Here is a 24,613-nt window from a genome sequence, read left to right as displayed (position 1 = left end):
GGTTGATGTTTAGTGTTTAACAGTTAGGAAGCTTATGAAAAGTTTATTACTGAAGTTTGCTGGACCTTTGCAATCATGGGGTACAGATTCTCATTTTGAAACTCGTCACACAGATTACTATCCATCTAAAAGTGCGGTAATAGGTATGATTTCTGCAGCTTTTGGGTATAGAAGAACTACAGATTGTGATGAAGAGATTGCAAAGCTTAATGATTTAGATTTTGCAGTACGAATAGATCAGCAAGGAAATCTACTTAGAGACTATCATATTGCTGCAAAATACAAGCCTAACGGTGATTTTGAAAAAAATTACGTTACAAATCGTTACTATCTAGAAGATGCTATATTCCTAGTTGCAATAGGATCCAACAATGAGCAACTTATTTACAGTATTAACGATGCGTTGCGCTCGCCATATTTTCAATCTAGTTTAGGCAGAAGGTCATTGCCTCCTACTGCTGACTTCATCCTAGGAGTAGAAGATTGTGGAGTAATTCAGGCTCTATTAACGCATGAGTGGCTTGCAAACAAGTGGTCTAAAAAAAGATTTAATACTTCTAAACTATCTGAAGCATCAGAGTCTTCTAATGAATCATGCAATGAAGTATTTATATCCTTATACGCTGATTCTGTTTTAGTAGATAAAGCTGCATCAGAATTAGTTAAAGACGATAATACTACTTATAAAATTCAGGAATCAGTTCGTAGATTGCGCAAAGATTTCGTTAATTCTTTCTCTAACAAGGAAAGAAAATTCGGATTCCGTTACGAGTCAAAAATGGAGATACCTATTAAGAGAATTCTTCACAATAATTCGGATTTGGAAGGTATTTCATCAGATAGTAAGCATGTGAAATCTACTGGAGATTTTATTGCTGAGCATGATGCTTTTTCTGGATTGGAGGCTTAAATGTCTTATTTGAGTAGAGTTGAAATTGATTATAAAAAACCTAAATCGCAGCTAGATCTTAAATCTGTAGGAGCTTTTCATAACTGGGTTGAACAAAGTTTTCCTGACGAATGGGAAAATCATGAAAGAAGCCGAAAACTATGGAGAGTTGATGTTCTGCATGGAAAGCATTACCTGCTTATCGTAAGTGATTCTGAACCAGATTTGCAACGTCTAGAGATGTATGGTGTTATAGGGACGGCGTCAAGTAAGAATTATGATAAGTTCTTAGGCTCACTGATGAATGGCATGAGAATGCAATTTCGTGTGACGCTTAACCCTGTTGTTTCTATTTCTGATACTGCTGAAACTCGCACTACTAGAGGTAGGGTAGTACCACATGTTACTTATGATCAGCAGATGAATTTTTTGCTTAGTCGCGCACAAAAATTAGGTTTTTCGTTGAACGAAAATGAATTCGCTATTGTTGAACGCGGATATAGCTTATTTACAAAGTCAGAAAAACCTATTCGATTAAGTAAAGCTGTTTACCAAGGTATTTTAACAATTAGTGATGCAGACATCATGCGTAAAACACTGCTAGAAGGAATTGGTAAAAAGAAAGCATATGGCTTTGGAATGATGACAGTAATTCCTTTAAACAATTAAATGAATTACGCTATTTTTATTAAAGGCTGTAACAGTATGAAAAAGAAATTCGGTGCCAAAAAAGCTGAAATACCAGAGCTTCCACGTATAAGCGACAGAGTGAGTTTTATATATGTAGAGCATGCGAAAATTAATCGTCTTGATAGTGCTGTTACAGTCTTTGATGCAAATGGAACTATAAGAGTTCCTGCTGCAATGATTGGCGTTTTACTTTTAGGTCCTGGCACTGAGATTACTCACAGAGCTATGGAATTACTTGGAGATGTTGACGCAAGCATAGTTTGGGTTGGCGAGCATGGTGTTCGCAATTACGCTCATGGTAGAGCATTGTCAAGAAGCTCAAGATTATTGGAAAAACAAGCAAAACTTGTTACTAATAGTAGATCAAGATTGAACGTTGCGAGAAAAATGTATCAAATGCGTTTCCCTAATGAAAATATATCGTCATATACTATGCAACAATTAAGAGGTAGAGAAGGAGCTCGCGTAAGAAGCATATATAGGGAGATGTCTAATAAATACAATGTCCAATGGAATGGTCGCGATTATAAAGTCGATGATTTTGAAAGTGGCACTGTCGTTAATCAAGCATTGTCTGTAGGTAATGTATGCCTTTACGGTTTAGTACATAGCATAATATCTGCTTTAGGTTTAGCACCTGGATTAGGTTTCGTGCATACCGGACATGATCTTTCTCTTGTATACGATATTGCAGACTTATATAAAGCTGAATTAACTATTCCTGCATCTTTTGAAATTGCTGCTCGGTGTGAATCCGACGATGACATTGAACAGTTAATGCGTTTGAAGATGCGCGATTGCTTCGCAAATTGCAACATAATGTCTCGTATCGTTAATGATATACAAAATCTTCTTGAAATCCCGATTGACAACCAAATTACTGTTGATGTAATACATCTTTGGGACGATAAGGAACATCTAGTAGCTTCTGGCGTAAATTACAGTGAGGTGAATTGATATGCCGTTAACTGTGATTACGATGACGAACTGTCCACTATCTTTAAGAGGTGATTTAACTAAGTGGATGCAAGAAATAGCATCAGGAGTTTACGTCGGCAATTTTAATAGTCGAGTTCGAGAAGAATTATGGAAGCGCATAGAAGACTGTGTTGGCAATGGTGCTGTAACAATGAGCTTTTCTTCTAGAAATGAAATTGGCTACGATTTTAAGACTATACATTCGCATCGTGAGGTGGTTTATTCGGATGGATTACCTCTGGTACGTATTCCAACAGTTGATACATTAGAAAACGATATTAAACATGGATTTAGCGATGCAGCACATTTTCATAATGCAAAGAAATTTTCAAATATAAGGCGTAAAAATATTAATACTCCTTCTAGCACAATTGAAAATAATTTTGCTAATGAAAATATTAGTTATCTAAGTTATGATAATGCTTCTCAAACTGCAAAATTTACTACGGATGATGAAGAGATAACTTGTACCGATTACTGGAAGGATTTTATAGATAAAATAGATAAAAATTTTGTTGTAATAGATTGCGAAACTACAGGTTTAAATAGCAAAGTTGATAAAATTATCGAAATTGGAGCCGTTAAGTTCATTGATGGGAAAATTGAAGAATTCCAGAAATTAATAAATATTAATTGCGATAGCGTTAGTAATTTTAACAAAAATAATTTTATTCTTAATGAAATTATTGAGCTAACTGGTATTACATCCAGCATGCTTGAATCTTATGGTGTCAGATTAGATTTAGCATTAAAAGAATTTATTGATTTTGTCGAAAAATTACCTGTACTTGGATATAACGTACAATTTGATATGTCATTTTTAAATTCTGCTTTATCTTCATTAGATGAAAGATTTGATCATTCTCTTTCAATTAACAAAATTTTTGATATTTCTCGTTTTGTAAAGAAAGAAAAGAAATTTTTAAAAAACTACCAATTAAAAACAGTGCTGCACGAATACAACATTGCTGAATCTGTTCCACATAGAGCTCTTCTGGATGCTAGACTAACAGCGCATCTTGTTTTTAATTTGAAAGGATTGCTAAAATTTATTTCATAAAAATAAAATACTGATGTACTACTCTCTGTGATAGGTTGAATTTGAAAAGTAAATGGAATTTGACTATTGCTGTTATAAAAATGGCCATTTTATTGGGATTTTTAAGCGTCTTTCCCGCATACGCGGGGGTGATCCCGTAGCTTATCATCCCAACAACAAGCAATACTAGTCTTTCCCGCATACGCGGGGGTGATCCTCATATTAAACCGGTGCTTGGTAGTGTTGCGCTGTCTTTCCCGCATACGCGGGGGTGATCCCGATAAGTACAAGGGTATAGAAGAGCAGTTAGCGTCTTTCCCGCATACGCGGGGGTGATCCCCAAACAAGAACAAGCTTGAGAGCAGAATCGTTGTCTTTCCCGCATACGCGGGGGTGATCCCTCTGGAATTACAACCGTACGATATGAAACCTTGTCTTTCCCGCATACGCGGGGGTGATCCTATGAAGATTGACGTCGCATACGCGGGGGTGATCCTTGAAAGCGTACCAACTCCAACAGATGAAGAAAGTCTTTCCCGCATACGCGGGGCTCTGCGACCTGCCTGAGCGCTTAAAGCGTAGCGCGCGAAGGCAGGTCGTCGCACTGCGCTAGTAACGATAAATCGCAATTATTCGTTATTAACGCAGATTAGCTACTGCACCAGTAACATATGACCGTTATTTTCTCAGTCAAGTATCTGAGAAAGTAACGCTAATAAGCAAAACACTGTTAAAAACTCAGTCAAGTATCTGAGAAAGTAACGCAAATAAGCAAAACATCGTTAAAAACTCAGCTAACCAACTGAGAAAGTAACACTTGCGCTCGCAAATGCTCCAATCCATACGCATAACAAACATCCAACCAACACACGCAAACACCACCAAACGACACGCCAAATAGGCGAGGGCTTGCATTTGAGAATATTTCGGGTATAGTAGTTACTCGTGCTTCGGCGCTGACATTGTTCAGTAAAGTTGCATTGCGGACATAGCTTAGTTGGTAAAGCGCAACCTTGCCAAGGTTGAGACCGCGGGTTCGAGTCCCGTTGTCCGCTCTAGGTCCGATGAGTTATTCGACCTTACGGTGGGTTAGCCAAGCGGTTAGGCAGCGGCCTGCAAAGCCGTATAGATGAGTTCGACTCTCGTACCCACCTCGATTAAGCTTCAAGCTTAATAAACAACCTGGGCGGTTGGCGCAGTGGTAGCGCACTTCCCTGACACGGAAGGGGTCACAAGTTCGAACCTTGTATCGCCCACTCGAAAGGATTGCCTTTCACGCATAATTAAAAAAATTTTGGGTGATTGGCGCAGCGGCTAGCGCACTTCCTTCACACGGAAGGGGTCATAGGTTCGATTCCTATATCACCCACAATATGTTCGCAGTGTAGAAGCACTGCGTTTTTTGTTATCTGGCTATTTTTTGTTTCCTAACTTACATATGAAAATTTTTGGCAGCCGAACATACATGCAACCACAAATGGAAGCAATATCTCATATCAACCAGCCAACCAGTCAACCAAGCAAGCAACCAATCATTTCTTCACAGAAACACACATGCAAATGTTCATTTTGAGTTCATTTAATATCGTGCTATACTCATCCGAGTACAAGTGAAAATTGCAGGGGTACTGGAAACAGTTGAGAAACACCCTTTGAACCTGTTTTGTTAAGACATGCGTAGGGAGCAATTACAGTAAGTGATTTCTTTCTATCACGATTTTCGTGATATCTTGCGTTGCCACAAAGTAGTAGCAGTTACACGAGTATCAACTAAACAATTAAAAAGTTTTTTAAAAAAACAACTAAAAAACTAAAAACCAAACACCAAAACCAAAAAATATCCGCCTGAATGTCACTTTTGGGAAAACTTGCACAAGTGAGGAGGAATACTGCACATGATTAATAGCAGCATAAGTGCTGAAACTATAGAATCAGCCATAAGCTGGCTTGCAGGATTCACAGAAAAACCAGGAGAACAAGGAGTTACTCGACCTCTTTACACAAAATCTTGGAAACAGGCTCTTTTTGCTCTTCGTCAACGATTTGAAAAACTCGGTATGACTGTAGAATTCGACCAAGTTGGAAACCTAATTGCAACTGTTGAAGGATGCGAAAAGCCAGAAAGCATAATAGCTTGTGGATCGCATATTGACACAGTTTCAAGAGGAGGTCGTTTTGACGGTCAACTTGGAATAGTTGCAGCCTATTTAGCAATTAAGAATTTACTTACTAGATATGGAAAGCCAAAGAAAAGTCTTCGCATTATCTGCTTAGCAGAAGAGGAAGGCTCACGTTTCCCATACGTATTCTGGGGTTCAAAGAATTTCTTCGGACTAGCCAAAAAAGAGGACGTAGAAAATATTTGCGACAGTGAAGGTGTTCCTTTCGAAACAGCAATGCGTGAAGCTGGGTTCAATTATCAAACAACTCAACCTAAGTTCGCAAATCTTGAAGCCTGGATTGAGCTACACATTGAGCAGGGACCAACGCTTTACAGCAATCACGAAGATTTAGGTATTATCACTAGCATTGCTGGTCAGCATCGTTGGGATATTCATCTTAAAGGCGTACAAAATCACGCTGGCACAACAATGATGTCCTACAGGCACGATGCAGTAGATTGCATGTCTCATATAATCGCCAAGAATCTTGACAAAGCTAAGCAAGCAGGCGACCCACTGGTACTTACTTTCGGTAGAATCAGCGTAGTTCCAAATCAAGTAAATATTGTTCCTGGAGAAGTTACTTTTTCAATGAACTGCCGTCATACAGATAAAGCTTTTCTTGATAAATTCTTGCAGGAACTCGACGAGGACATTCACGAAACTGCCAAGTCTTATGGCATTACAGCGCAGATTGATAAGTGGATGTCTGACGATCCTACACCACTTAGCGACGATATTATTAATCTTTTGAAAGATCAAGCTAATAAGCAAGGTTATGCATACAGGGTCATGCATTCAGGTGCTGGTCAAGATACGCAAATTTTTGCTCCGTTTGTAAAATCCGGAATGATTTTCGTTCCTTCGAAAGATGGTATTAGTCACGCTCCAGAAGAGTACACAGATCCACAAGACGCTGTTCACGGGGTAAAGCTTTTACGAGATGCTCTGCATAGTTTGGCTTATGAGGACTAACGAAAACCAACTAAAAGATAACGAAAACCAAACGAAAACCAAAAAGAAATGGAAATTTAGGAAGGACGCAAAAGGCATATACTATGCAAACTTCACTGCTTAGTTAACCGCAGCGAAGAAAAGTGAATATCGAATGAGAGTACAACGCTTATTCACGAATAAGAGGCTGATACGAAGGGGCGCACCACCACGGGTACGACATCCTTTCGTATCTTTTTTATTTTTGAGCAAAGTTGCGATTATTACTTTCAAAAAACTCAAAACACAAAACACAAAAAAGAATCAAATTTACAAACAAGAAAAGTAAGGAGGTGCGCATGCAAATTAGTAAACTGCTAAAAGATGAGCCAGTAGCTAGTAAAAACTTGGAATGTTACCGCGAGCGCGGCTACACTAATGAAGATTTACTGCCAAAGCCGCAAGAAAAACGCACAATGAGTGCTCTTAATTTTTGCACTTTGTGGATGCAGTCTGTACACAATATTCCTAATTATGCTGCAGTTGGCGCGTTCCTTTTGATGGGATACTCTCCAATTTACGTAATGATTGGTATCATGCTTGGCGCAATTCTTACAGCAATTGTCATGGTTGCTAACGGTGTTGTAGGTTCCAAATACGGCATACCGTTTTCTATGCATTTGCGCGCAACATACGGAAAAGCAGGCGCTCAGCTACCAGGATTCCTTAGGGGAGTAGTTGCTGCAATCTGCTGGTATGGCATTCAAACATATATAGGTGCGAAAGCTTTAGAGGTTCTAGTTGGCAAAATTTGCCCTGAGTTTCTTACGTTTGGAAGCAAAATACCATTTGTTGGTTCGCACATACCTATTATTATTTCCTTCGCAATATTTTGGTTGCTTAATTTGGCGATTGGCTTAGGTGGAGGAAAGACTCTTAATAAGCTAACTGTAGTATTAAGCCCGCTTATTTACGTTGTTTTTGGTTGCATGAGCGTATGGGCTATTAGCTGTGCTGGTGGTTTATCTGCAATCATGCAATATCATGCTACTGTTCAAGCTCCAACTAATTACGGTCTTGGGCTTTTCATGATGATGGCTGTAAATTCTGTGCTGGGTGTTTGGGCTGCTCCTGCCGTTTCTATTGCTGATTTTACGCAAAACGCAAAGTCAACTATGGCTCAACTAAAAGGTCAAATTGCTAGCTTCTTGCTGAGTTACGCGCTTTTTGCTTTTACGAGCGTAGTTATTTTAGTAGGCGGATCGCTTTTTTACCATGAAACCATTACAGATGTTCTTGTTATCATAAACAAGTGGGATAGTCTTCCTGCAATTGCAATAGCTACTGGGTTGCTTCTACTTACTACAGTTTGTACAAATGCTACTGGCAATATTGTTCCTGCAGCATACCAGCTAACTGCTTTAGCTCCGCGATTTGTAAATTATAAGCGTGGCGTAGTTATTGCAGCTCTTGTAAGCACTGTGTTAATGCCGTGGAAGTTTATGGCTAATATTACAGGCTTCTTGAATCTTATTGGTATGCTTTTAGGCCCTATTGCAGGTGTTCTACTTGCTGACTATTACGTAGTAAAGCGCACGCATATTGATCTTGATCAAATTTATTACGATACAAATAGTTCATCAAAATCTGCTTATTCTGGAACTAACTGGATATCTTATACTTCTACGATACTTGGACTTTTATTTGCTCTTTCCGGGCAGATAATTCCTCTACTTTCACCGCTTACTCAAATCTCATGGATTGTGGGATGCGCTGTAGGTTTCGTGTGTCAAATATTACTATCAAAAGTTTTTCAGCCAACAATGGCTAAAGAAAGGAAATAATATGAACTACGATGTAGTAATCACAAATGGTTTGGTTGTATTCGATAATGAAGCAACCAAAGCCGATATAGCAATTAAAGACGGCAAGTTTGCCGCTTTTGGAAGCAACTTTGCAGCAGAAAAAACTATTGACGCAACTGATTTAATAGTTGTTCCTGGAAAAGTTGATTCTCATGTTCATATTAACGCTCCAGGCGGCGGCGTTCGCGACGATTGGGAAGGTTTTGTAACCGCAACTTCTGCCGGTGCAAAAGGCGGTATTACTACAATGCTGCAAATGCCTTGCAATCAAATTCCTGCTACTACTGATGGAAAATCATTTGAGGCAGTTTTAAAAGAGGCTGAAGGAAAACTAAAAGTTGACGTTGGTCAAACTGGTGGTTTGGAGCCACAAAATCTAAACGGTGGAATATGCGAGCAAGATAAGCAAGGTGTTGTTAATTACAAGGCATTCCTTGGAACTACAGGCGACAAGGATTTGCAAGTTGATTTATACAATTGCGACGATTACTCCTTGTATACAGGTATGCAGCAGATTGCTAAAACAGGCAAAATTTTGATTATGCATTGCGAAAACGCTCCTATTACAGATCAGCTTGGAAAGAAAGCTCATCAAATGGGAGCTAGAAAACTTTCTGAGTTCGTAGCAACCAGACCTGTTTTCACTGAAGTTGAAGCTATTGAGCGCGCTTGTCTTTTTGCTAAAGAAACTGGATGCAGAATTCATATTGTTCATGTTTCTTCACCAGAAGGTGCTCAAGCTGTTGCTGACGCTCGTAAGAATGGCGTTGACGTAAGCTGCGAAACTTGCAACCATTACCTGTATTTCGACACTTCTGAGCTTGACGAGATTGGAAATATTGCTAAGTGCACTCCGCCAATTCGTGACAAGGAAAACCAGAATGGCTTGTGGGAAAAGGTTTTTGACGGTTCTATTAACTTCATTGTTTCCGACCATTCGCCAGCTCCTTTGAGTTTGAAGCAAACTGATGATGCTTTCACAGCTTGGGGTGGTATTGGTAGCGTTCAAAACGATGTTGATGTGTTCTTTGATGAAGCTGTGCAAAAGCGCGGAATGTCATTAACTCAATTTGTGGCATTGAATTCTAGCAATTCTGCAAAACGCTTCGATCTGAAAGGAAAAGGAAGCATACGTTTGGGTTATGATGCAGACTTGGCATTCATTAAACCAAATGCTCCTTATGTTCTTAAAGCTAAAGACCTTGAGTATCGCAATAAGTTCAGCCCGTACGTTGGTCGCACTATTGGCTGCCAGGTGGTAAGAACTTTACTTCGCGGTGAAGAAATTTACAGCAAAGAAAACGGCGTTTGCGAAGACTTTAAAGGCAAGTTTATTCTTCATCCAGCTAAGGATTAGGTAAAATCTTTAAACGTAATATTCAAACGTAATATTCAAAACTTAAAGCATATTCTATAGAAAGGAGGTAAGTGTGCTGAAACTTAATCACGATACTGTGGATTATGTTGAGAACGAGAATTTACTTGAACTACTTAAGCGCGAAGGCTACGACAGTACTTTTGTTGCAATAGAAGTTGATGGTGAATTAGTAAAACGCAAAGATTTTGAAACTTTCATAGTTAAAGATAACGCAAAAATTGAAGTATTTAGCATTATGGGAGGAGGATGAATGGAAAGTGACGATATTCGCGCAAAAGTTCTTAAACGTCAGCTAAAGGAAGATAATGATTTGTTTGCTCAACAATCAGTTTCAATACTTGGCTGCGGCGGTTTAGGATCAAATATTGCGTTGATGCTTGCGCGAGCCGGCGTAAAAAAGTTGTACATTTACGATTTTGACAGTATCGAGTATTCGAATTTAAACCGTCAAAATTATACGATTAACGAAATTGGACAACACAAAGTATATGCTACTAAAGCGCGACTTAATGAAACTTTGCCGTACGTTGAAGTAGAAGCTTTTGTGCAAAAAGTTACGCCGGAATCGTTGGATGAGATTGCTGAACGCTCCGACTTGTTTATTGAAGCATTCGACAATCGCGAATCGAAAGCAATGGTTCTTGACTATTTCATGAATCATCCTAACAAATATGTTATTACTGCTTCTGGCTTATCTGGACTAGGAGATATTAGGAACGTAAAAATTAAGCATCTTTCAAACGTGTGCTTAGTGGGTGATTTTAAGTCTTCTCCCGAAGAAGGCTTGTATTTGCCTTATGTTTCGATTATCGCAAGTTTAGAAGCCTTAGAAGCGTTGAAATGGATAAAAAATGGAGGAAATTATGGAGAATGAAGATTATTTAGAATTGGGCGGTAAGAAGTTTACTTCTCGATACATTTTGGGTTCTGGAAAGTATTCTGAGGAGCTTATTGATGCCGCAGTAAATAGTGCTAAAGCTGAAATGATTACTGTAGCAATTCGCTATAGCGAGAAAGCTGCAGGAATTTTAAAGCATATTCCAGAAGGCGTTACCATTCTGCCTAATACTAGCGGATGCGTAACTGTAGAGGAAGCAGTTAACACTGCACATATTGCTCGCGAAATGGGTTGCGGAAACTTCATCAAGCTTGAGATTATTCCTGATCGCAAGTATTTGTTGCCAAACAATGAAGCTACTTTGCAAGCAACAAAGATTTTGGCTGACGAAGGCTTTACTGTTCTTCCTTACATGTATCCAGATTTGTACTTTGCTAAGGCAATGCGCGACGCTGGAGCTGCTGCAATTATGCCTCTCGGCTCTTTGATTGGCTCTAACAAGGGTCTTGAAACTAAGAAGTTTATTCAGCTTATTATCGACGAAATCGATCTTCCTGTTATTGTCGATGCCGGCATTGGCGTTCCAAGCCAGGCTGCTGAAGCAATGGAAATGGGTGCTGCAGCTGTAATGGCAAATACTGGAGTTGCTACTGCAAACGATATTGTGCTTATGGCTAAAGCATTCAAGCTTGGTATTGAAGCAGGCCGCGCAGCTTATCTTGCAGGCCCTGGTCGAGTGCTTGAAAAAGGTGCAACACCATCTTCTCCAAAGCGCGATGACGAAAGCAAGTAAGCAAACAAATAAAATAAGTCTTCAACTTAAAACACTGAAAATCTGAAACAAGTAAGCCTTACAAGTGCAGCCAGTACTTGTAAGGCTTGCGACATACCTAATTTGCACTTTTTATGAAAATGATATAAGGTATTCACTTGTTTGCGGACATAGCTTAGTTGGTAAAGCGCAACCTTGCCAAGGTTGAGACCGCGGGTTCGAGTCCCGTTGTCCGCTCCATTTTTTCTCAATATTCGAAGCCGTCGTATTCTCTTATTAGCAATCTATTGATGAAATAATTTCGATAAATAATGTCGCGCATTTTATAACATGCATAATTTCTTATATACTAAAATAATGTGATTAAACGCCACATTATGTGCGCTAAAAATATAAAACAAAAACTCACATGCCACAAAGCAAAGTGAAAGAATGGGGATTATGACTAACAACATGCAAACTACTGAAAATTCAGAATCTCAGGAAGATAGTATGTTGCAACTACAAGAATCTCTTAACTCGTTGTGGTCAGAAGGCAATCCAATAGATATTTCGTCGCGCGCTAAAAAGTACGTTATTAAAGATTTTCCACAAACAAATACCAACAATCAATTAGGCTGGGTTCAACTTAACAAGAAAAAAGAATACACGTCAATTGGATTATTTAAAGAAGACGGAAGAAAATTCCTTCAACTAGCAGTAGCAGATTCAGAAGGGCGAATATTTCTCGGCAGCAAACTTAGCTACGAAGATATTCAAGACATGAGACCGCAACTTTCATTTGTAGAAAAAAATAATTCTTCACTGAAAGATTTACACCGTTTTTATGGAAAACAATATAAAAAAACAAAAATTACTCTAAAATGTGCATTTTTGGAAGCGTTTGACGAAACGTACACCAAACATACAGACTATGATATGGATAATATCGTAGAATCCTATTTAAATGGCGACGCAACCGTAGAAGATTTTCTCGCTTCTTTAGAAAGCAGTAAGTCTAAAAGCGCATTAAAACCAGAACATCGCTCTAAAACTTTTGCCGGAAAAATAAACCACTTTTCTAAAACTTTTTCAAAAATTAGAAAAGAAAACGTATTTTGCGTATCAAACGGAGACTTAGTTTTACAACTTTCAGAAGATAACGGTTTAATTAAAATCGGATCATGGATCTCACACGGGTTCGGAACTAAAAAAACTTATACTCTCGAAGAGTTACGAACTAAACTTCCAGAAAACTTACGATGCAATCTTACATACAGAAATGCAATAACAATAGCATTCTTTGCAGCATTATTCATTCCAGACATGCACAAGTCTTTAACTGGATTTGGTTACAGCAATGTACTTCGCAGACTAGAACACGAAGCACCTTTAGGAGCAATACGAAGAAGTGTAGAAGACATAAAAATAGCGAAAAAAGAGAATTTAAGAGTTTCAGGTTTAGAAGAATATTTCGAAAAATTAATGCGCTCAACTGGAGCTTTAGAAACAGAACGCAGCCTGGAAGCAGTGCATGGTGCAGAACGCCTACACATGCAAAAATCTCAGCAAACAGAAGCAAACTACTTACTTTGGGATGATGCTTTGGAACCAAATGCTGCACTCAAAGTACTTAAAATAGAAGGCGCTATTAACCGTTTATATTCAATTTATGATTGTCTGCAAATTAACTCCATTATGGGAGGAAAAACTTGCGAAAATACTATAAAAGAAGAGCAGGCATCACAAATCGACATGGCAATGATTAAAGATGTTGCTTTTGCAGCAAGCGGTTCAATAGGTATGCAATTTTTTGGCAATCCTCTGATGGACGACAAAATAAGACCTATTTTGCACATGTGGAGAAGAGCAAAGCAGGTAAAAAATAACGATAAGTATTTCAATAAGATAGATAACGACAGTGAATGGTCCTATAGGCAGCGTCTTTCTAATCTTATTAGAAGTGTATACTTGCCGTTCCGTTTTGACGCGGAATTCCGATCTAATTTAGAAGATGGTAACGTGGCAATAAACCTTACTACAGCTGGAGCTGCACTTATGCCATCTGTAGCTTACGCTAATGAGGATAAATCTTGGAAAAATCTGAACGACGACGATAAAGAAAAACTAGCTACAAACTACAATCTTCAAGTTGGAATGATAATGTCTACTCTAGCTTTTGGAGCAAGCGGTAAAGTAAAAAATGTTTCTATACGCTTAGATTCAATAGGCTTAGAAGAGATGGTTACAGCACAAAACAATGCTATGAACAATCTTGTAAATCGTACTCTTAATGCGCTTAACGTTATGAATAGTGACGCTGCAAATAATGATTCATCCAAGCCAAAAGGAGATCCAAAAGACGGTGACATTCATGGAGACCCGTCTAAATTGCAAGAAATGCAGCAGACTAATATTAGTAACGCAAACAAGACAAACAATAATGTCATATCAATGCATGCGAGCGCAAGCAGCCAAGAATTAAACTCAGAAACAGACACAAACGCAGATTCTAACGAAAATCAACTGTCCGAAAACAGCATGGATAAGTCTAAAGAAGAAAATTCATTTGCAGCTTTTACTACAGCACCATCCATACGAGCTCTAACTACAGTTACGTTTAGCAGAGACAGATTTATAAAACTTATTCACCAAAACGGATTAAATAATCCTATAAAAACATACGAAAAATTTAATGCCAAATTAAACATTGATTCTCATGGAAAATTAAATACCATCGAACCAGATTTTGATGTTCACAGTAGCCGCTTTTCTCCTCATGGATCACAAGAAGAACCTGAATTTTCTGACAAAATTTTTACAGCAGATCAGGAAAGCATACTGGGAACACAATACGCACAAGGGCTTTCTATACAACGTGAAGATCTTCTGCAACAAGCTGTTGCCGACTTCCATCATATTGCTTCAGAACTTATGCCAACAACTGCACAAAAAGCTCACGAAGCTATGAGTATTATTGAAAGCATTGACGATCCTGAACTTAACGCTCAAGCAGATTCAATAACGCGAGCGCTAATTGACGAAACAGATTTACCTAATCTTTCATTTACTACAGCAAAACGTATAAGAGATATTCGTACAAAAGCTCACGAACAGTTTATGAATGGGGACCTTAGCGAGGCTTTAAAAGAGTACGAAAATTCTGTAGCACAATTCGATACTATGTTTACTAGCAGCGAAGCTGTACCAAGATACTTTAATTCCTACGCTGAGAGAGTAATTTATAATCATCTATTTGCAACTAAAGAAGAACGAACAAGACTTATTCCTGACGGTCTTTTCTACGCACATATGGAACTTGCTGATTTACTTTCGCAATTAAACCAACATGACGAAGCTTTACGCCATTTAAATATTATGGTTTCGTACGCTCCTACTTACGCTCTTTCTCATTTAAGATTAGCTGATATACTTGCGCAAAAAGAGGATTGGTCATCTGTTATTGCAGCTTGCATTAACGCTTTGAATGTGTCTCTCGATAGGGATGATGCTGCTTTTGCTTACTATAAGCTCGCTTATGCGGAATGGATGCAGAATAATTTCCTCATTGCTGCATCTTCATATAGAATGGCACAATACTTAGCTCCAGGAAAGATTGAGCCGCTAGAAATGGAACTTGATGAGCTTCTTTCTAGAATGAGATCGCAGTGCAAGCTAATACCGAGCAATATACATGAAGCACAGATGGCTCTTCTTTCTGAAGATGTACCAGCTTGGCCTGATATTGAAGCAGAAGAGATTATTGATAAAGCAGCAAAATTAACTGTGAACGATGGAATGTTTGTAATTGCAAGAACTTTATGTGTTGCAAATATTCGAATGACTTCTAACGAAGATCTAAGTAGCACAGTACAAACACAGTTCTTAAGATCTTTAAACGCTTAAGAAATAGAGCAAGCAGTTTTAAAATTTATTAGCTTAATACTCAATACATCATTGAATAGTTTTTACTGTGCTTATACAGTCTTATTAGATACTGTTTATAGGCATTAGTAAAACGTAGCTGAAGGGAATATTCATGAGTGAAAATAGTATTCGCGAAGAGTCAACAGAGAGCGAACAGTTATCGCTTTTTTACGATTTTGACGAGCAAACTATATCTCATGAAGCGCCAAAAAACGAAACTAATAGCATAAGTACAGTTAAAACAGAGACTGTTACTCAGGCTGATAGCAAAACTGATAACAAAACTGACATGCATGAAGCGAATGAGTGGAACTCTACAATAGACACCGAAAAGTGGATTGTAAACTTGAAACCAACAGACACTGATGCGTTGACTCTCGGAAATTTGCAGCCAGCGACGCTTACTATAGAGCAAGCTGCGAAACTTTGGGCGAAATTGGCAGCTTGGGCACAATCTGATCAAATTGCTTATTATGTAGAAGATTCTCCAACTAGTTCAGACGCAGCATACGATGCAAGAATGCGAGCGCTAAGCTCTTTAGAAGCTGCCTTCCCAACTTTAGATACTCCTCAATCTCCAACACATCGCGTAGGTGGAACTTTTTCTAACGATTTTACTTCTGTAAAACATCCGTCTCGAATGATGAGTTTGGATGACGTATTTTCAATTGAAGAATTACATGATTGGTATAACAGCGTAATTCGCGATTTACAATGGGATGAATCTCAACCTCTTCCTATGACTTGCGAAGTAAAAATTGATGGTCTTGCTTTAAATCTTATTTATCGCAACGGTACTCTTGAACAAGGTCTTACTAGAGGCGATGGCGTAACTGGCGAGGATATTACATTAAACGTAAGAACGATTGAAGCAATACCAACACAGCTTCATTCTGACAATACTGACGATATTCCTGAGTTCGTGGAAATTCGTGGCGAAGTTTTTATGAAATGGGAAGACTTTAGAAAATTAAATGATGAACAAGAAAATGCTGGACGAGTTGCTTTTGCAAACCCTCGTAACGCTGCAGCTGGCTCTTTGCGCCAAAAAGATCCACGAATTACAGCCACGCGTCGATTAAGCTTTTTTGCACACGGGCTAGGTGAGCTTCGTTGGAAAGAAAATACAAGCCATAACAATAGTGAAACAAAATTTAATCAGTCTGACGCATATAAGTTCTACCAACAGTGGGGAATACCTGTTTCTCCATACACGAGAAAAGTCACAAATTTTTCTGAAATAGAAGAAATGATTGACTATTACGGAGAGCATAGAGCAAATATTTTGCACGCTTTAGACGGCATAGTTGTAAAAGTTGATGACAGAGCATTACAGCATCAACTAGGAGCTACTTCTAGAGCTCCACGATGGGCTATTGCATACAAGTATCCTCCTGAAGAAGTTAATACTTATTTGAAGGATATTATTGTCCAGGTTGGAAGAACTGGAAGAGTAACTCCTGTAGCTGTTCTTGAACCTGTTACTGTAGCAGGATCGACAATTTCGCGTACAACTCTTCATAACGCTTACGAAGTTGAACATAAAGGTGTGCTAATTGGCGATACTGTCGTAGTTCGTAAAGCTGGGGATGTTATTCCGGAATTAGTCGGACCGGTACTTAAAGCTAGGGAAGGGCGAGAAAATGAACTTAAAAAGTTTGTTATGCCAGAATACTGCCCATCTTGTGGAACTAAGCTAGCTCCTGCAAAAGAGGGAGATAAAGACATTCGTTGCCCAAATGTAGAAAACTGTCCAGCTCAACTTACAGAACGAATAATTCACTTGGCTTCCAGACAAGCTTTTGATATTGAAAATTTGGGCGATAACGCTGCGCTAGCTCTCACAAATCCTGAGGATTGCAGGCCTACAACTGCAGAAGTTTACTGCCCAGATATGGATAAAATTATAATTCAGCGAGGCGCAACTCAACAACCATATATACCTTCACCAGATTTAACGCTACCTGAACCACAAACTCCAGTACTTAGAAATGAAGCTGGATTATTTAGTATTACTGCCGACGATTTACAAAATGTAATGGTTTGGAAAGAAATTCCTCTTGTTGAAGAGTGGAAAGAAGTTAGTAAAGACGGTAGCTTTAAAAAGCGTACACGCAAAATAGGCGGATCTGGTCTTTGGCATCAAGTTAGAGCATTTTGGACTCGCACAATCGAAGCAAAGTTATCTACAAATTACGAAGCAGCAGAAACTTCCGAAAAAACTACTTCACTAAACGAACAATGGGATCCTCAATATCCTAAATTCCAGGTTCCAATTGACGCTAAAGTAGTACTTTGGAAAAATAAGCGCATTACTAGAAATGCTAAAACTAGCGACAACGCTAAAGAAACAATAAATGTGCCATGGTATACAAGACCTTCTGAAACTACTCGTAGCATGCTTGAAGAAATAGCTCAAAAAGGCAAAAATGCAGCACTGTGGCGAGTTTTGGTTGCTTTATCTATTCGTAGACTAGGTCCACCAACTGCACGTCTTATAGCGGCAAATTTTGGATCTTTAGACAATATTTCCAAAGCATCTATTGAAGAACTTACACAAATTGATGGAGTTGGTCCTGAAATTGCGCAAGCAGTATACAACTGGTTCCAGCAAGCTAAAGACCCTGCTAATTGGCAATTTGAAGTATTAAAATCGTGGCAAGGAGCAGGTGTAGTAGGAAAAGTTGAAGCATCATCTTTCGCTCAAACATTAGTAGGTAAAACAATAGTTGTTACAGGATCTTTGCAAGGATTTACACGGGACAGCGCAAAAGAAGCTATAGTCTCAAGAGGCGGCAAAGCATCAGGGTCAGTAAGCAAGAACACATATTGCGTTATTCTAGGCGAAAATGCAGGATCCAAGGCAACTAAAGCGCAAGAACTTGGCATTCCTATGCTTAACGAACAACAGTTTAATACTCTTTTAAAAACTGGGAACTTAGAAGAAATACTACAAATTGCAAATAATACTGTGCCAAATCTCATTGCTGAGGAATCATAACGCATGAATACAAGTGAACTCGAAAAACAAGTTTACGATTTACTGGGTAGCGTTATTGATCCAGAATTAGGTCGCTCTGTTACCGAATTAAATATGGTAACCGGAGTGCATGTGATAAAAAAAGCTGAAACCATTGATGCAACAAAGTTTGCTTATGATGTAGAAATAAATCTTGAACTTACTGTGCCAAATTGCCCTCTGGCAGAAGTGATTACAGGACGAGTTCAAGAAGCTATATCTAAATATCCTCAAGCAATACTCATACCGCACGTTAACGCTACTGCAATGAGTAAAACTAAATTAGAAAAGTTAGTTGCAGATTTAAAAGCTGAACGCAAAGAAAATCCATTTAATAAAGCTGGCACTCGCACGAGAATTTTTGCTATAGCTTCTGGGAAAGGCGGAGTGGGAAAATCTTCTATAACTGCTAATTTAGCTGCAACTTTTGCAGCATTAGGTTACGATACTGCAGCTATTGACGCCGATATTTACGGCTTTTCTTTACCGCGAATGTTTGGAGTTAATTCTCAACCAACAAATTTAAACGGAATGCTTATGCCTGTAGTTGCTTGGGGAGTAAAACTTATTTCTATTGGAATGTTTGCTGGAACCGATCGTGCTATTTTGTGGAGAGGGCCACGATTACAACGTTCTTTAGAACAGTTTCTTTCCGATGTTTGGTGGGGCAACCCCGATGTTTTACTTCTTGATTTAGCTCCAGGCACAGGAGATATGGCATTAGCTGTAGCGCAATCCTTACCAAACGTAGAGCTTGTTGTAGTAACAACTCCACAGCCTAGTGCATCAGATGTGGCAGTTAGATCAGGTCTTATGGCTTTGCAAATTCCTGTAAAAGTTCGCGGAGTTGTTGAGAACATGAGCTGGTTTGAAAATAACGGCGAGCGCTTAGAATTGTTTGGTTCAGGGGGAGGAAAGAGAGTAAGCGAACAACTTTGTAACGCTCTTGGCACTAATGTGCCTCTTTTAGCTCAACTTCCTTTAGATCCTGCGCTTAGAGAAACTGGTGAAGCAGGGCGACCTGCTGTTCTAACCGAAAATGGAAAATTGGCAGATTCTAATTTAGCTAATACTTTTATTCATTTAGCTAAATCTTTAATAAAAAACTCTTAAAAGCAAATAAATCTTAAAATACAGCCGAAAAATAAGTATGGGGTCGCTTGATTTTTAAGCAACCCCATACTTTTAATTAGTTATAAAACTAATTTACTTAACAGCGCTAAGCCACTGCTCTTTAGTAGCCTTTTCAGCTTCCAACTTAGCTTTACGCTTATTATCGGTTTCCTTAGCAATAGCAGCGTTAAGCTCTTCGAGTTGCGCTTCCAACTGTAAAGCAAAACTGGACTTACGAGCATTAGCTTCAGGATCAGCCTCACGCCAAGCAGCGTCTTCAACAGCCTTAATCTTTTTATCAACGTCGTTCAAGCGAGACTCAATACGACGCATATCTTCACGAGGAACGAAACCAATAGCATCCCATTCTTCCTGAATCTGAGACAAAGCCTTACGAGCCTTCTTAGCAGCTTCTTCATTTTCTACTGGCAACAAAGCCTCTGCTTTTACGAGCAAAGCTTCCTTCTTAGCAAGATTTTCGTGTTCTCCAGCATTAACCTTTTCACGGTCATTTTGACGAGCATGATAGAAAGCATCAGCAGCTTCGCGGAACTTAGCCCACAAAGCATCATCGTGCTGACGACCAGCATTGCCAGCTTTCTTCCAACGATCCATCAAAGCATTGAACTTCATAGAAGTTTCACGCCAATCTTTTGAATCTTTTAAGCTTTCAGCTTCTGCAATAATAGCTTCCTTAAGCTGCTTAGCAGTATTACGCACGTGCTCACGTTCTTTAACCCAAGAGTTACGAGCCTGAGAGAATGCAGAACGAGCCTTTGAAAAACGCTGCCACAAAGCATCGGCATCAGACTTATTTAAGTGAATAGTAGTACGCTGATGCTCCTGCCATTCGTCAAATAAAGCACGTAACTTATCGTTTAATTCACGCCAGTTTGTAGATTCATTCATTTGTGCTACTAACGATTCTGCACGTTCTACAATATTTGTACGTTCTTTCAAAGCTTTTTCTAGAGCTTCTTTTCGAGCTTTAGAGATTGCTTCCTTCTTTTCATTACCTTTTGCAGCCAATTCGGCGTGTCGCGCACGTAAAGCAGCAATATCGCCTACGGCAGCAGGATTTTCCAATTCAGCTTTCAAAGTATTAAGCGTTTCGTCAATTTCTTTTGCTTTTACATTGGAAGCTTCCAAGCGCTTAGCGAAAAGATCAAGCTTAATCTTCAAATCAAGATAACGATGAATATAGAAAGTCAACGCTTCTTCAGGAGTGCCAGTGGAGTATTGACCAACCTCACGCTCAACACCGTTTTCAGTAACGTAAACAGTGCCATTTTCATCAACACGGCCAAAGGTTTTTGCGGCTTTAATATCCTCTTCACTATAAGAAATGGTTGGTGCTTGAGCAACAACACGAGTCTTATGCGCGAAGCTTGCTGGAGATGGAGCAACTGGCTTTGGCGCGGTAGTAGTTTTAGTAGTTTCTTCAGGTTTAGTCTGTTCGGTCACGGGACGACTCCTTACAGCAGATGCACGGTAACATTGTTACGAATAAGTATGACGGTAAGCCATGATTTTTCCGCAACACCACCTATTATAGTGGACATGGTACAAGGCTCATCAATATCGGGTTTCCCTGAATGGCTTCCTAGTGAACGCGCTGTTGAACAGCAAGTAATTGACACACTAAGAGAAGTGTTTGAACTCAACGGTTTTATTGGAATTGAAACGCGTGCAGTAGAACAGGGTTCAAGCTTATTAAAAAAAGGCGAAACCAGTAAAGAAATTTATTTATTATCGCGTTTACAAGAAGTTGGTCACGAATCCGACACTCCTGTAGAAGAACGCATTGGCTTACATTTCGATTTAACAGTTCCACTCAGCCGTTACGTCGTTGAGCATACTGGCGATTTGACGTTCCCATTTAAGCGCTGGCAAATGCAAAAAGTTTGGCGAGGGGAGCGTCCACAAGAAGGTCGTTTCCGTGAGTTTGTTCAAGCAGATATCGATGTCGTAGGAAATGGCGAATTACCTTCACACTACGAAGTTGAACTTCCACTTGTTATGGTTGAAGCTCTTGAGCGTTTACGTAAGTTTGGTCTTCCTAAGGCAACTGTTCATGCTAATAATCGAAAGCTTTCTGAAGGTTTTTATCGCGGTATTGGATTAAGCGATATCGAGGGAGTTCTTCGAGAAATCGATAAGCTAGACAAAATTGGCGCTGAAGAAGTATCCAAGCTTTTGGTAAAAGAATGCGGCGCTACGGCTTCTCAAGCTGATGCATGCTTAGAATTAGCTGAACTTACTGCCGAAACAGGAGATGAGTTGAAGTCTCGTTTCAACGAATTATGCGATAAGCATAATATTTCTCGAAGTGATGATAACGAGTCTTACGTTTTAGCTTCTCAAGGTGTTGAAACTCTTGCGATGATTGTAGACGAAGCAGCACGTATTCGCCCAGGCGCTGTTGTTGCTGATTTGAAGATTGCTCGTGGACTTGACTACTATACTGGTTCTGTTTACGAAACTTTCCTTGATAATGCAGCATCTCTTGGTTCAATTTGCTCTGGTGGACGTTACGATAATTTAGTTTCACAGGGCAAGAAGAAGTATCCAGGCGTAGGACTTTCAATTGGCATGTCTCGACTGCTTTCTTATATGCTTCACACTGCAGGAGCTACTGTTTCCCGAGTTTCTCCTGCTGCAGTACTTGTTGCAGTGTGGAATGAAGAAGATCGTCCTGCATGCAATGCTATTGCTAAAACTTTACGAGATCGAGGCATTGCAGCAGATGTTGCTCCTAGCGCAGCAAAGCTTGGTAAGCAAATAAAATATGCTGACAAGCTCGGCATTCCTTATGTGTGGTTCCCTGCTGATAGCACTGAATCAGAGTCATCTCACGATGAAGTAAAAAATATTATTACTGGCGAACAGGAAACCGCGGATGCCACGTCTTGGCAACCGGATACTGTTTATGCCCGGCAGACAGTTTCTTGCGCTAAATAATGTCTTGCAAATTTGCTTGAATATTGTGCGCAAAATCATGTCAATAGAAACAAATGAATATATCAATTAGATTGTAGAGGAAGTGGACTTATGAGCCAGACGGCGTATCGCACACATCATGCCGTTGAAGTGACTGAAGAATTAGTCGGGCAAAAAGTAACCATCGCTGGTTGGGTTGATCGTCGCCGCGATCATGGTGGAGTTGCCTTTGTTGATGTCCGTGATAACACAGGCTTAGTGCAAGTTGTTATTTACGATGAAGAAACTGCACGACCATTGCGTAGTGAATTCGTTGTGCAAGTGACCGGCGAAGTTCGCTTGCGTCCAGATGGCAACGAAAACGATCATTTAGCAACCGGTAAAATTGAGATTGTTGCAGAAACTGTTACTATTCTCGCAAAGTCAGACGCTTTGCCATTCCAGGTTTCAACAGCTTTGGAAAACGAGTCCGAGAACAAGCTTCCAAGCGAAGATGTTCGTTTGAAGTATCGTTACCTTGATTTGCGTCGCCCATCTATGCAGCGCAATTTGAAGCTTCGCTCTGATATGGCTAAGGCTGCCCGCCATGCTTTGGAAGACATGAACTTTACTGAAGTTGAAACACCAACTTTCATTAAGTCAACTCCTGAAGGTGCTCGCGACTTCGTTGTTCCAGCACGATTGGTTCCAGGCTCTTGGTACGCACTTCCACAGTCTCCTCAGCTTCTAAAGCAGTTGCTCATGGTTTCTGGCGTCGAGCGCTACTATCAGCTTGCTCGTTGCTATCGCGACGAAGACTTCCGTGCAGATCGTCAGCCTGAGTTCACTCAGCTTGATATGGAAATGAGCTTTGCAAGCCAGGAAGATGTTATGGCTATGGCAGAGCGCGTTATTGCTGCTATTTGGAAGGAAGCTGGTCACGAGATTACTCTTCCTTTGCCTCGTATTACTTGGCAGGAAGCAATGGATAAGTATGGTTCCGATAAGCCTGATTTGCGTTTTGGAAACCCACTTATTGAGTTGACTGACTACTTTAAGAACACTCCATTCCGCGTGTTCCAAGCTTCATACGTTGGCGCTGTGCTCTTTAAGGGCGGTGCTGCAACTCCTCGTCGCCAATTTGACGCTTGGCAGGATTGGGCTAAGCAGCGTGGAGCTAAGGGATTGGCTTACGTTGTGTTTGGTGAAGATGGCGAGTTAAAGGGTCCTGTTGCTAAGAATCTTAGTGAAGAAGAGCGCGCAGGTCTTAAGGAAGCTGTTGGAGCAGAAGATGGCGATGCAGTGTTCTTCGCAGCAGGTTCTCGCGAGTCTTCGCAGCTTTTGCTCGGCGCAGTGCGCGTTGAACTTGCTAGCCGCGCAGGATTGCTTCACCCAGATGAGTTTGCTTTCACTTGGGTTGTTGACTTCCCACTATTTAAGCGCACTGATGATCCAGATGATGACGACGTTGCCGTTGGCCACTCAAAGTGGACTTCTATGCACCATCCGTTTACAATGCCATCTGCTGATTGGATTGATAAGTTTGATAAAGATCCAGAGCACGCTATGAGCGATTCTTACGATATCGTGTGCAACGGTAATGAAATGGGCGGCGGATCCGTTCGTATCCACCGCGACGATATTCAAGATCGTGTGCTTAATGTTCTTGGAATCGATAAGGCTGAAGCTGACGAAAAGTTCGGCTTCTTGCTTGAAGCTTTCAAGTATGGTGCTCCACCTCACGCCGGTATTGCTTTGGGTTGGGATCGTACTGCTGCAATTTTGGCAGGCGCAAGCTCAATCCGCGACGTAATTGCATTCCCTAAGGCTGGCGGCGGTCGAGATCCTCTAACCGGCGCTCCTGCTCCAATTTCTGACGAGCAGCGTGCTGAAACTGGTGTTGATTACGATCCAGAAGAAGACGAGTAAATAAAAATACTTGTAAAAAATGTTATTGACAAGCCGTTGATTGTTGATTTTATGATCACAATCAACGGCTTTTTTGTAACGTAAGAGTTACAAAACGTAACGATAGTGATAAATAGCCGTAACACAGATTAGCTAAACTTCTTGTTATGGATAAGCAAGTATCAATGTCAAATCCAAACGCCG

16 protein-coding genes, 5 tRNA genes, 1 CRISPR repeat array and 1 riboswitch are annotated in these 24,613 nt (G+C 39.9%); of the genes, 20 read left to right on the top strand and 1 reads right to left on the bottom strand.

What is annotated here, in order from left to right:
• Window positions 1–34 precede the first annotated feature (34 nt).
• The 18 genes from cas5e (at window position 35) to HXT59_RS04495 (ending at window position 19,582) form a co-directional block, all read left to right on the top strand.
• A complete protein-coding gene (gene cas5e / locus HXT59_RS04580) occupies window positions 35–910 on the top strand; it encodes a type I-E CRISPR-associated protein Cas5/CasD (RefSeq protein ID WP_004109000.1) in 876 nt (291 codons plus the stop codon).
• The gene (gene cas6e / locus HXT59_RS04575; RefSeq protein ID WP_004108997.1) at window positions 911–1,558 is read left to right on the top strand and encodes a type I-E CRISPR-associated protein Cas6/Cse3/CasE; all 648 of its coding nucleotides are present in this window, start codon (window positions 911–913) and stop codon (window positions 1,556–1,558) included.
• Window positions 1,559–1,594: 36 nt separating this feature from the next.
• A complete protein-coding gene (gene cas1e / locus HXT59_RS04570) occupies window positions 1,595–2,536 on the top strand; it encodes a type I-E CRISPR-associated endonuclease Cas1e (RefSeq protein ID WP_421784188.1) in 942 nt (313 codons plus the stop codon).
• 1 nt (window position 2,537) lies between these two features.
• Complete coding sequence (gene cas2e, locus HXT59_RS04565) at window positions 2,538–3,617, top strand: type I-E CRISPR-associated endoribonuclease Cas2e (RefSeq protein ID WP_033888433.1); 1,080 nt, start codon at window positions 2,538–2,540, stop codon at window positions 3,615–3,617.
• A 107-nt stretch (window positions 3,618–3,724) separates the two neighbouring features.
• Window positions 3,725–4,153: a CRISPR direct-repeat array (repeat unit 28 nt; unit sequence GTCTTTCCCGCATACGCGGGGGTGATCC).
• A gap of 425 nt (window positions 4,154–4,578) precedes the next feature.
• Window positions 4,579–4,651, top strand: a tRNA-Gly gene (locus HXT59_RS04560).
• Between the two features lie 28 nt (window positions 4,652–4,679).
• A tRNA-Cys gene (locus HXT59_RS04555) sits at window positions 4,680–4,750 on the top strand.
• 30 nt (window positions 4,751–4,780) lie between these two features.
• Window positions 4,781–4,852, top strand: a tRNA-Val gene (locus tag HXT59_RS04550).
• A gap of 40 nt (window positions 4,853–4,892) precedes the next feature.
• Window positions 4,893–4,965: transfer RNA gene (locus HXT59_RS04545), tRNA-Val, on the top strand.
• A 242-nt stretch (window positions 4,966–5,207) separates the two neighbouring features.
• Window positions 5,208–5,297: riboswitch (TPP riboswitch) on the top strand.
• 194 nt (window positions 5,298–5,491) lie between these two features.
• Complete coding sequence (locus tag HXT59_RS04540) at window positions 5,492–6,733, top strand: hydantoinase/carbamoylase family amidase (RefSeq protein ID WP_004108971.1); 1,242 nt, start codon at window positions 5,492–5,494, stop codon at window positions 6,731–6,733.
• A gap of 317 nt (window positions 6,734–7,050) precedes the next feature.
• Entirely contained in the window at window positions 7,051–8,535 is a 1,485-nt protein-coding gene (allW, locus tag HXT59_RS04535; protein ID WP_421784185.1) for an allantoin permease, read from the top strand.
• 1 nt (window position 8,536) lies between these two features.
• Entirely contained in the window at window positions 8,537–9,913 is a 1,377-nt protein-coding gene (gene allB, locus HXT59_RS04530) for an allantoinase AllB (RefSeq protein ID WP_421784183.1), read from the top strand.
• Window positions 9,914–9,986: 73 nt separating this feature from the next.
• Window positions 9,987–10,184, top strand: a complete 198-nt coding sequence (gene thiS, locus HXT59_RS04525) for a sulfur carrier protein ThiS (protein WP_004106666.1) — start codon at window positions 9,987–9,989, stop codon at window positions 10,182–10,184.
• Window positions 10,185–10,808: a sulfur carrier protein ThiS adenylyltransferase ThiF gene (gene thiF / locus HXT59_RS04520; RefSeq protein WP_004108962.1), complete on the top strand. Its 624-nt coding sequence runs from the start codon at window positions 10,185–10,187 to the stop codon at window positions 10,806–10,808.
• Entirely contained in the window at window positions 10,798–11,565 is a 768-nt protein-coding gene (locus tag HXT59_RS04515) for a thiazole synthase (protein ID WP_004108959.1), read from the top strand. The genes thiF and HXT59_RS04515 overlap by 11 nt, the downstream gene beginning before the upstream one ends.
• Window positions 11,566–11,708: 143 nt before the next feature.
• A tRNA-Gly gene (locus tag HXT59_RS04510) sits at window positions 11,709–11,784 on the top strand.
• Between the two features lie 201 nt (window positions 11,785–11,985).
• Window positions 11,986–15,429, top strand: a complete 3,444-nt coding sequence (locus HXT59_RS04505) for a tetratricopeptide repeat protein (protein ID WP_041160578.1) — start codon at window positions 11,986–11,988, stop codon at window positions 15,427–15,429.
• 133 nt (window positions 15,430–15,562) lie between these two features.
• Entirely contained in the window at window positions 15,563–18,451 is a 2,889-nt protein-coding gene (ligA, locus tag HXT59_RS04500; protein ID WP_421784180.1) for an NAD-dependent DNA ligase LigA, read from the top strand.
• A gap of 3 nt (window positions 18,452–18,454) precedes the next feature.
• Window positions 18,455–19,582 (top strand): Mrp/NBP35 family ATP-binding protein, encoded by a 1,128-nt coding sequence (locus tag HXT59_RS04495; RefSeq protein ID WP_012914185.1) that lies wholly within the window; start codon window positions 18,455–18,457, stop codon window positions 19,580–19,582.
• A 93-nt stretch (window positions 19,583–19,675) separates the two neighbouring features.
• Here the strand turns inward: HXT59_RS04495 and HXT59_RS04490 are convergent, their stop codons facing one another.
• The gene (locus HXT59_RS04490; protein WP_421784178.1) at window positions 19,676–21,046 is read right to left on the bottom strand and encodes a DUF349 domain-containing protein; all 1,371 of its coding nucleotides are present in this window, start codon (window positions 21,044–21,046) and stop codon (window positions 19,676–19,678) included.
• Window positions 21,047–21,142: 96 nt separating this feature from the next.
• On the opposite strand from HXT59_RS04490, the gene hisS reads away from it, so the two are divergent.
• The gene (gene hisS / locus HXT59_RS04485) at window positions 21,143–22,543 is read left to right on the top strand and encodes a histidine--tRNA ligase (RefSeq protein WP_041160579.1); all 1,401 of its coding nucleotides are present in this window, start codon (window positions 21,143–21,145) and stop codon (window positions 22,541–22,543) included.
• 90 nt (window positions 22,544–22,633) lie between these two features.
• The gene (gene aspS, locus HXT59_RS04480) at window positions 22,634–24,430 is read left to right on the top strand and encodes an aspartate--tRNA ligase (RefSeq protein WP_012914188.1); all 1,797 of its coding nucleotides are present in this window, start codon (window positions 22,634–22,636) and stop codon (window positions 24,428–24,430) included.
• The last annotated feature ends 183 nt before the right edge of the window (window positions 24,431–24,613 follow it).

It is taken from the genome of Gardnerella sp. KA01001 (genome assembly GCF_049244025.1).
GTDB classification, from domain to species: domain Bacteria; phylum Actinomycetota; class Actinomycetes; order Actinomycetales; family Bifidobacteriaceae; genus Bifidobacterium; species Bifidobacterium swidsinskii.
Note: the sequence above shows the minus strand (reverse complement) of the source record. Positions and strands in the feature narration are given on the sequence as shown.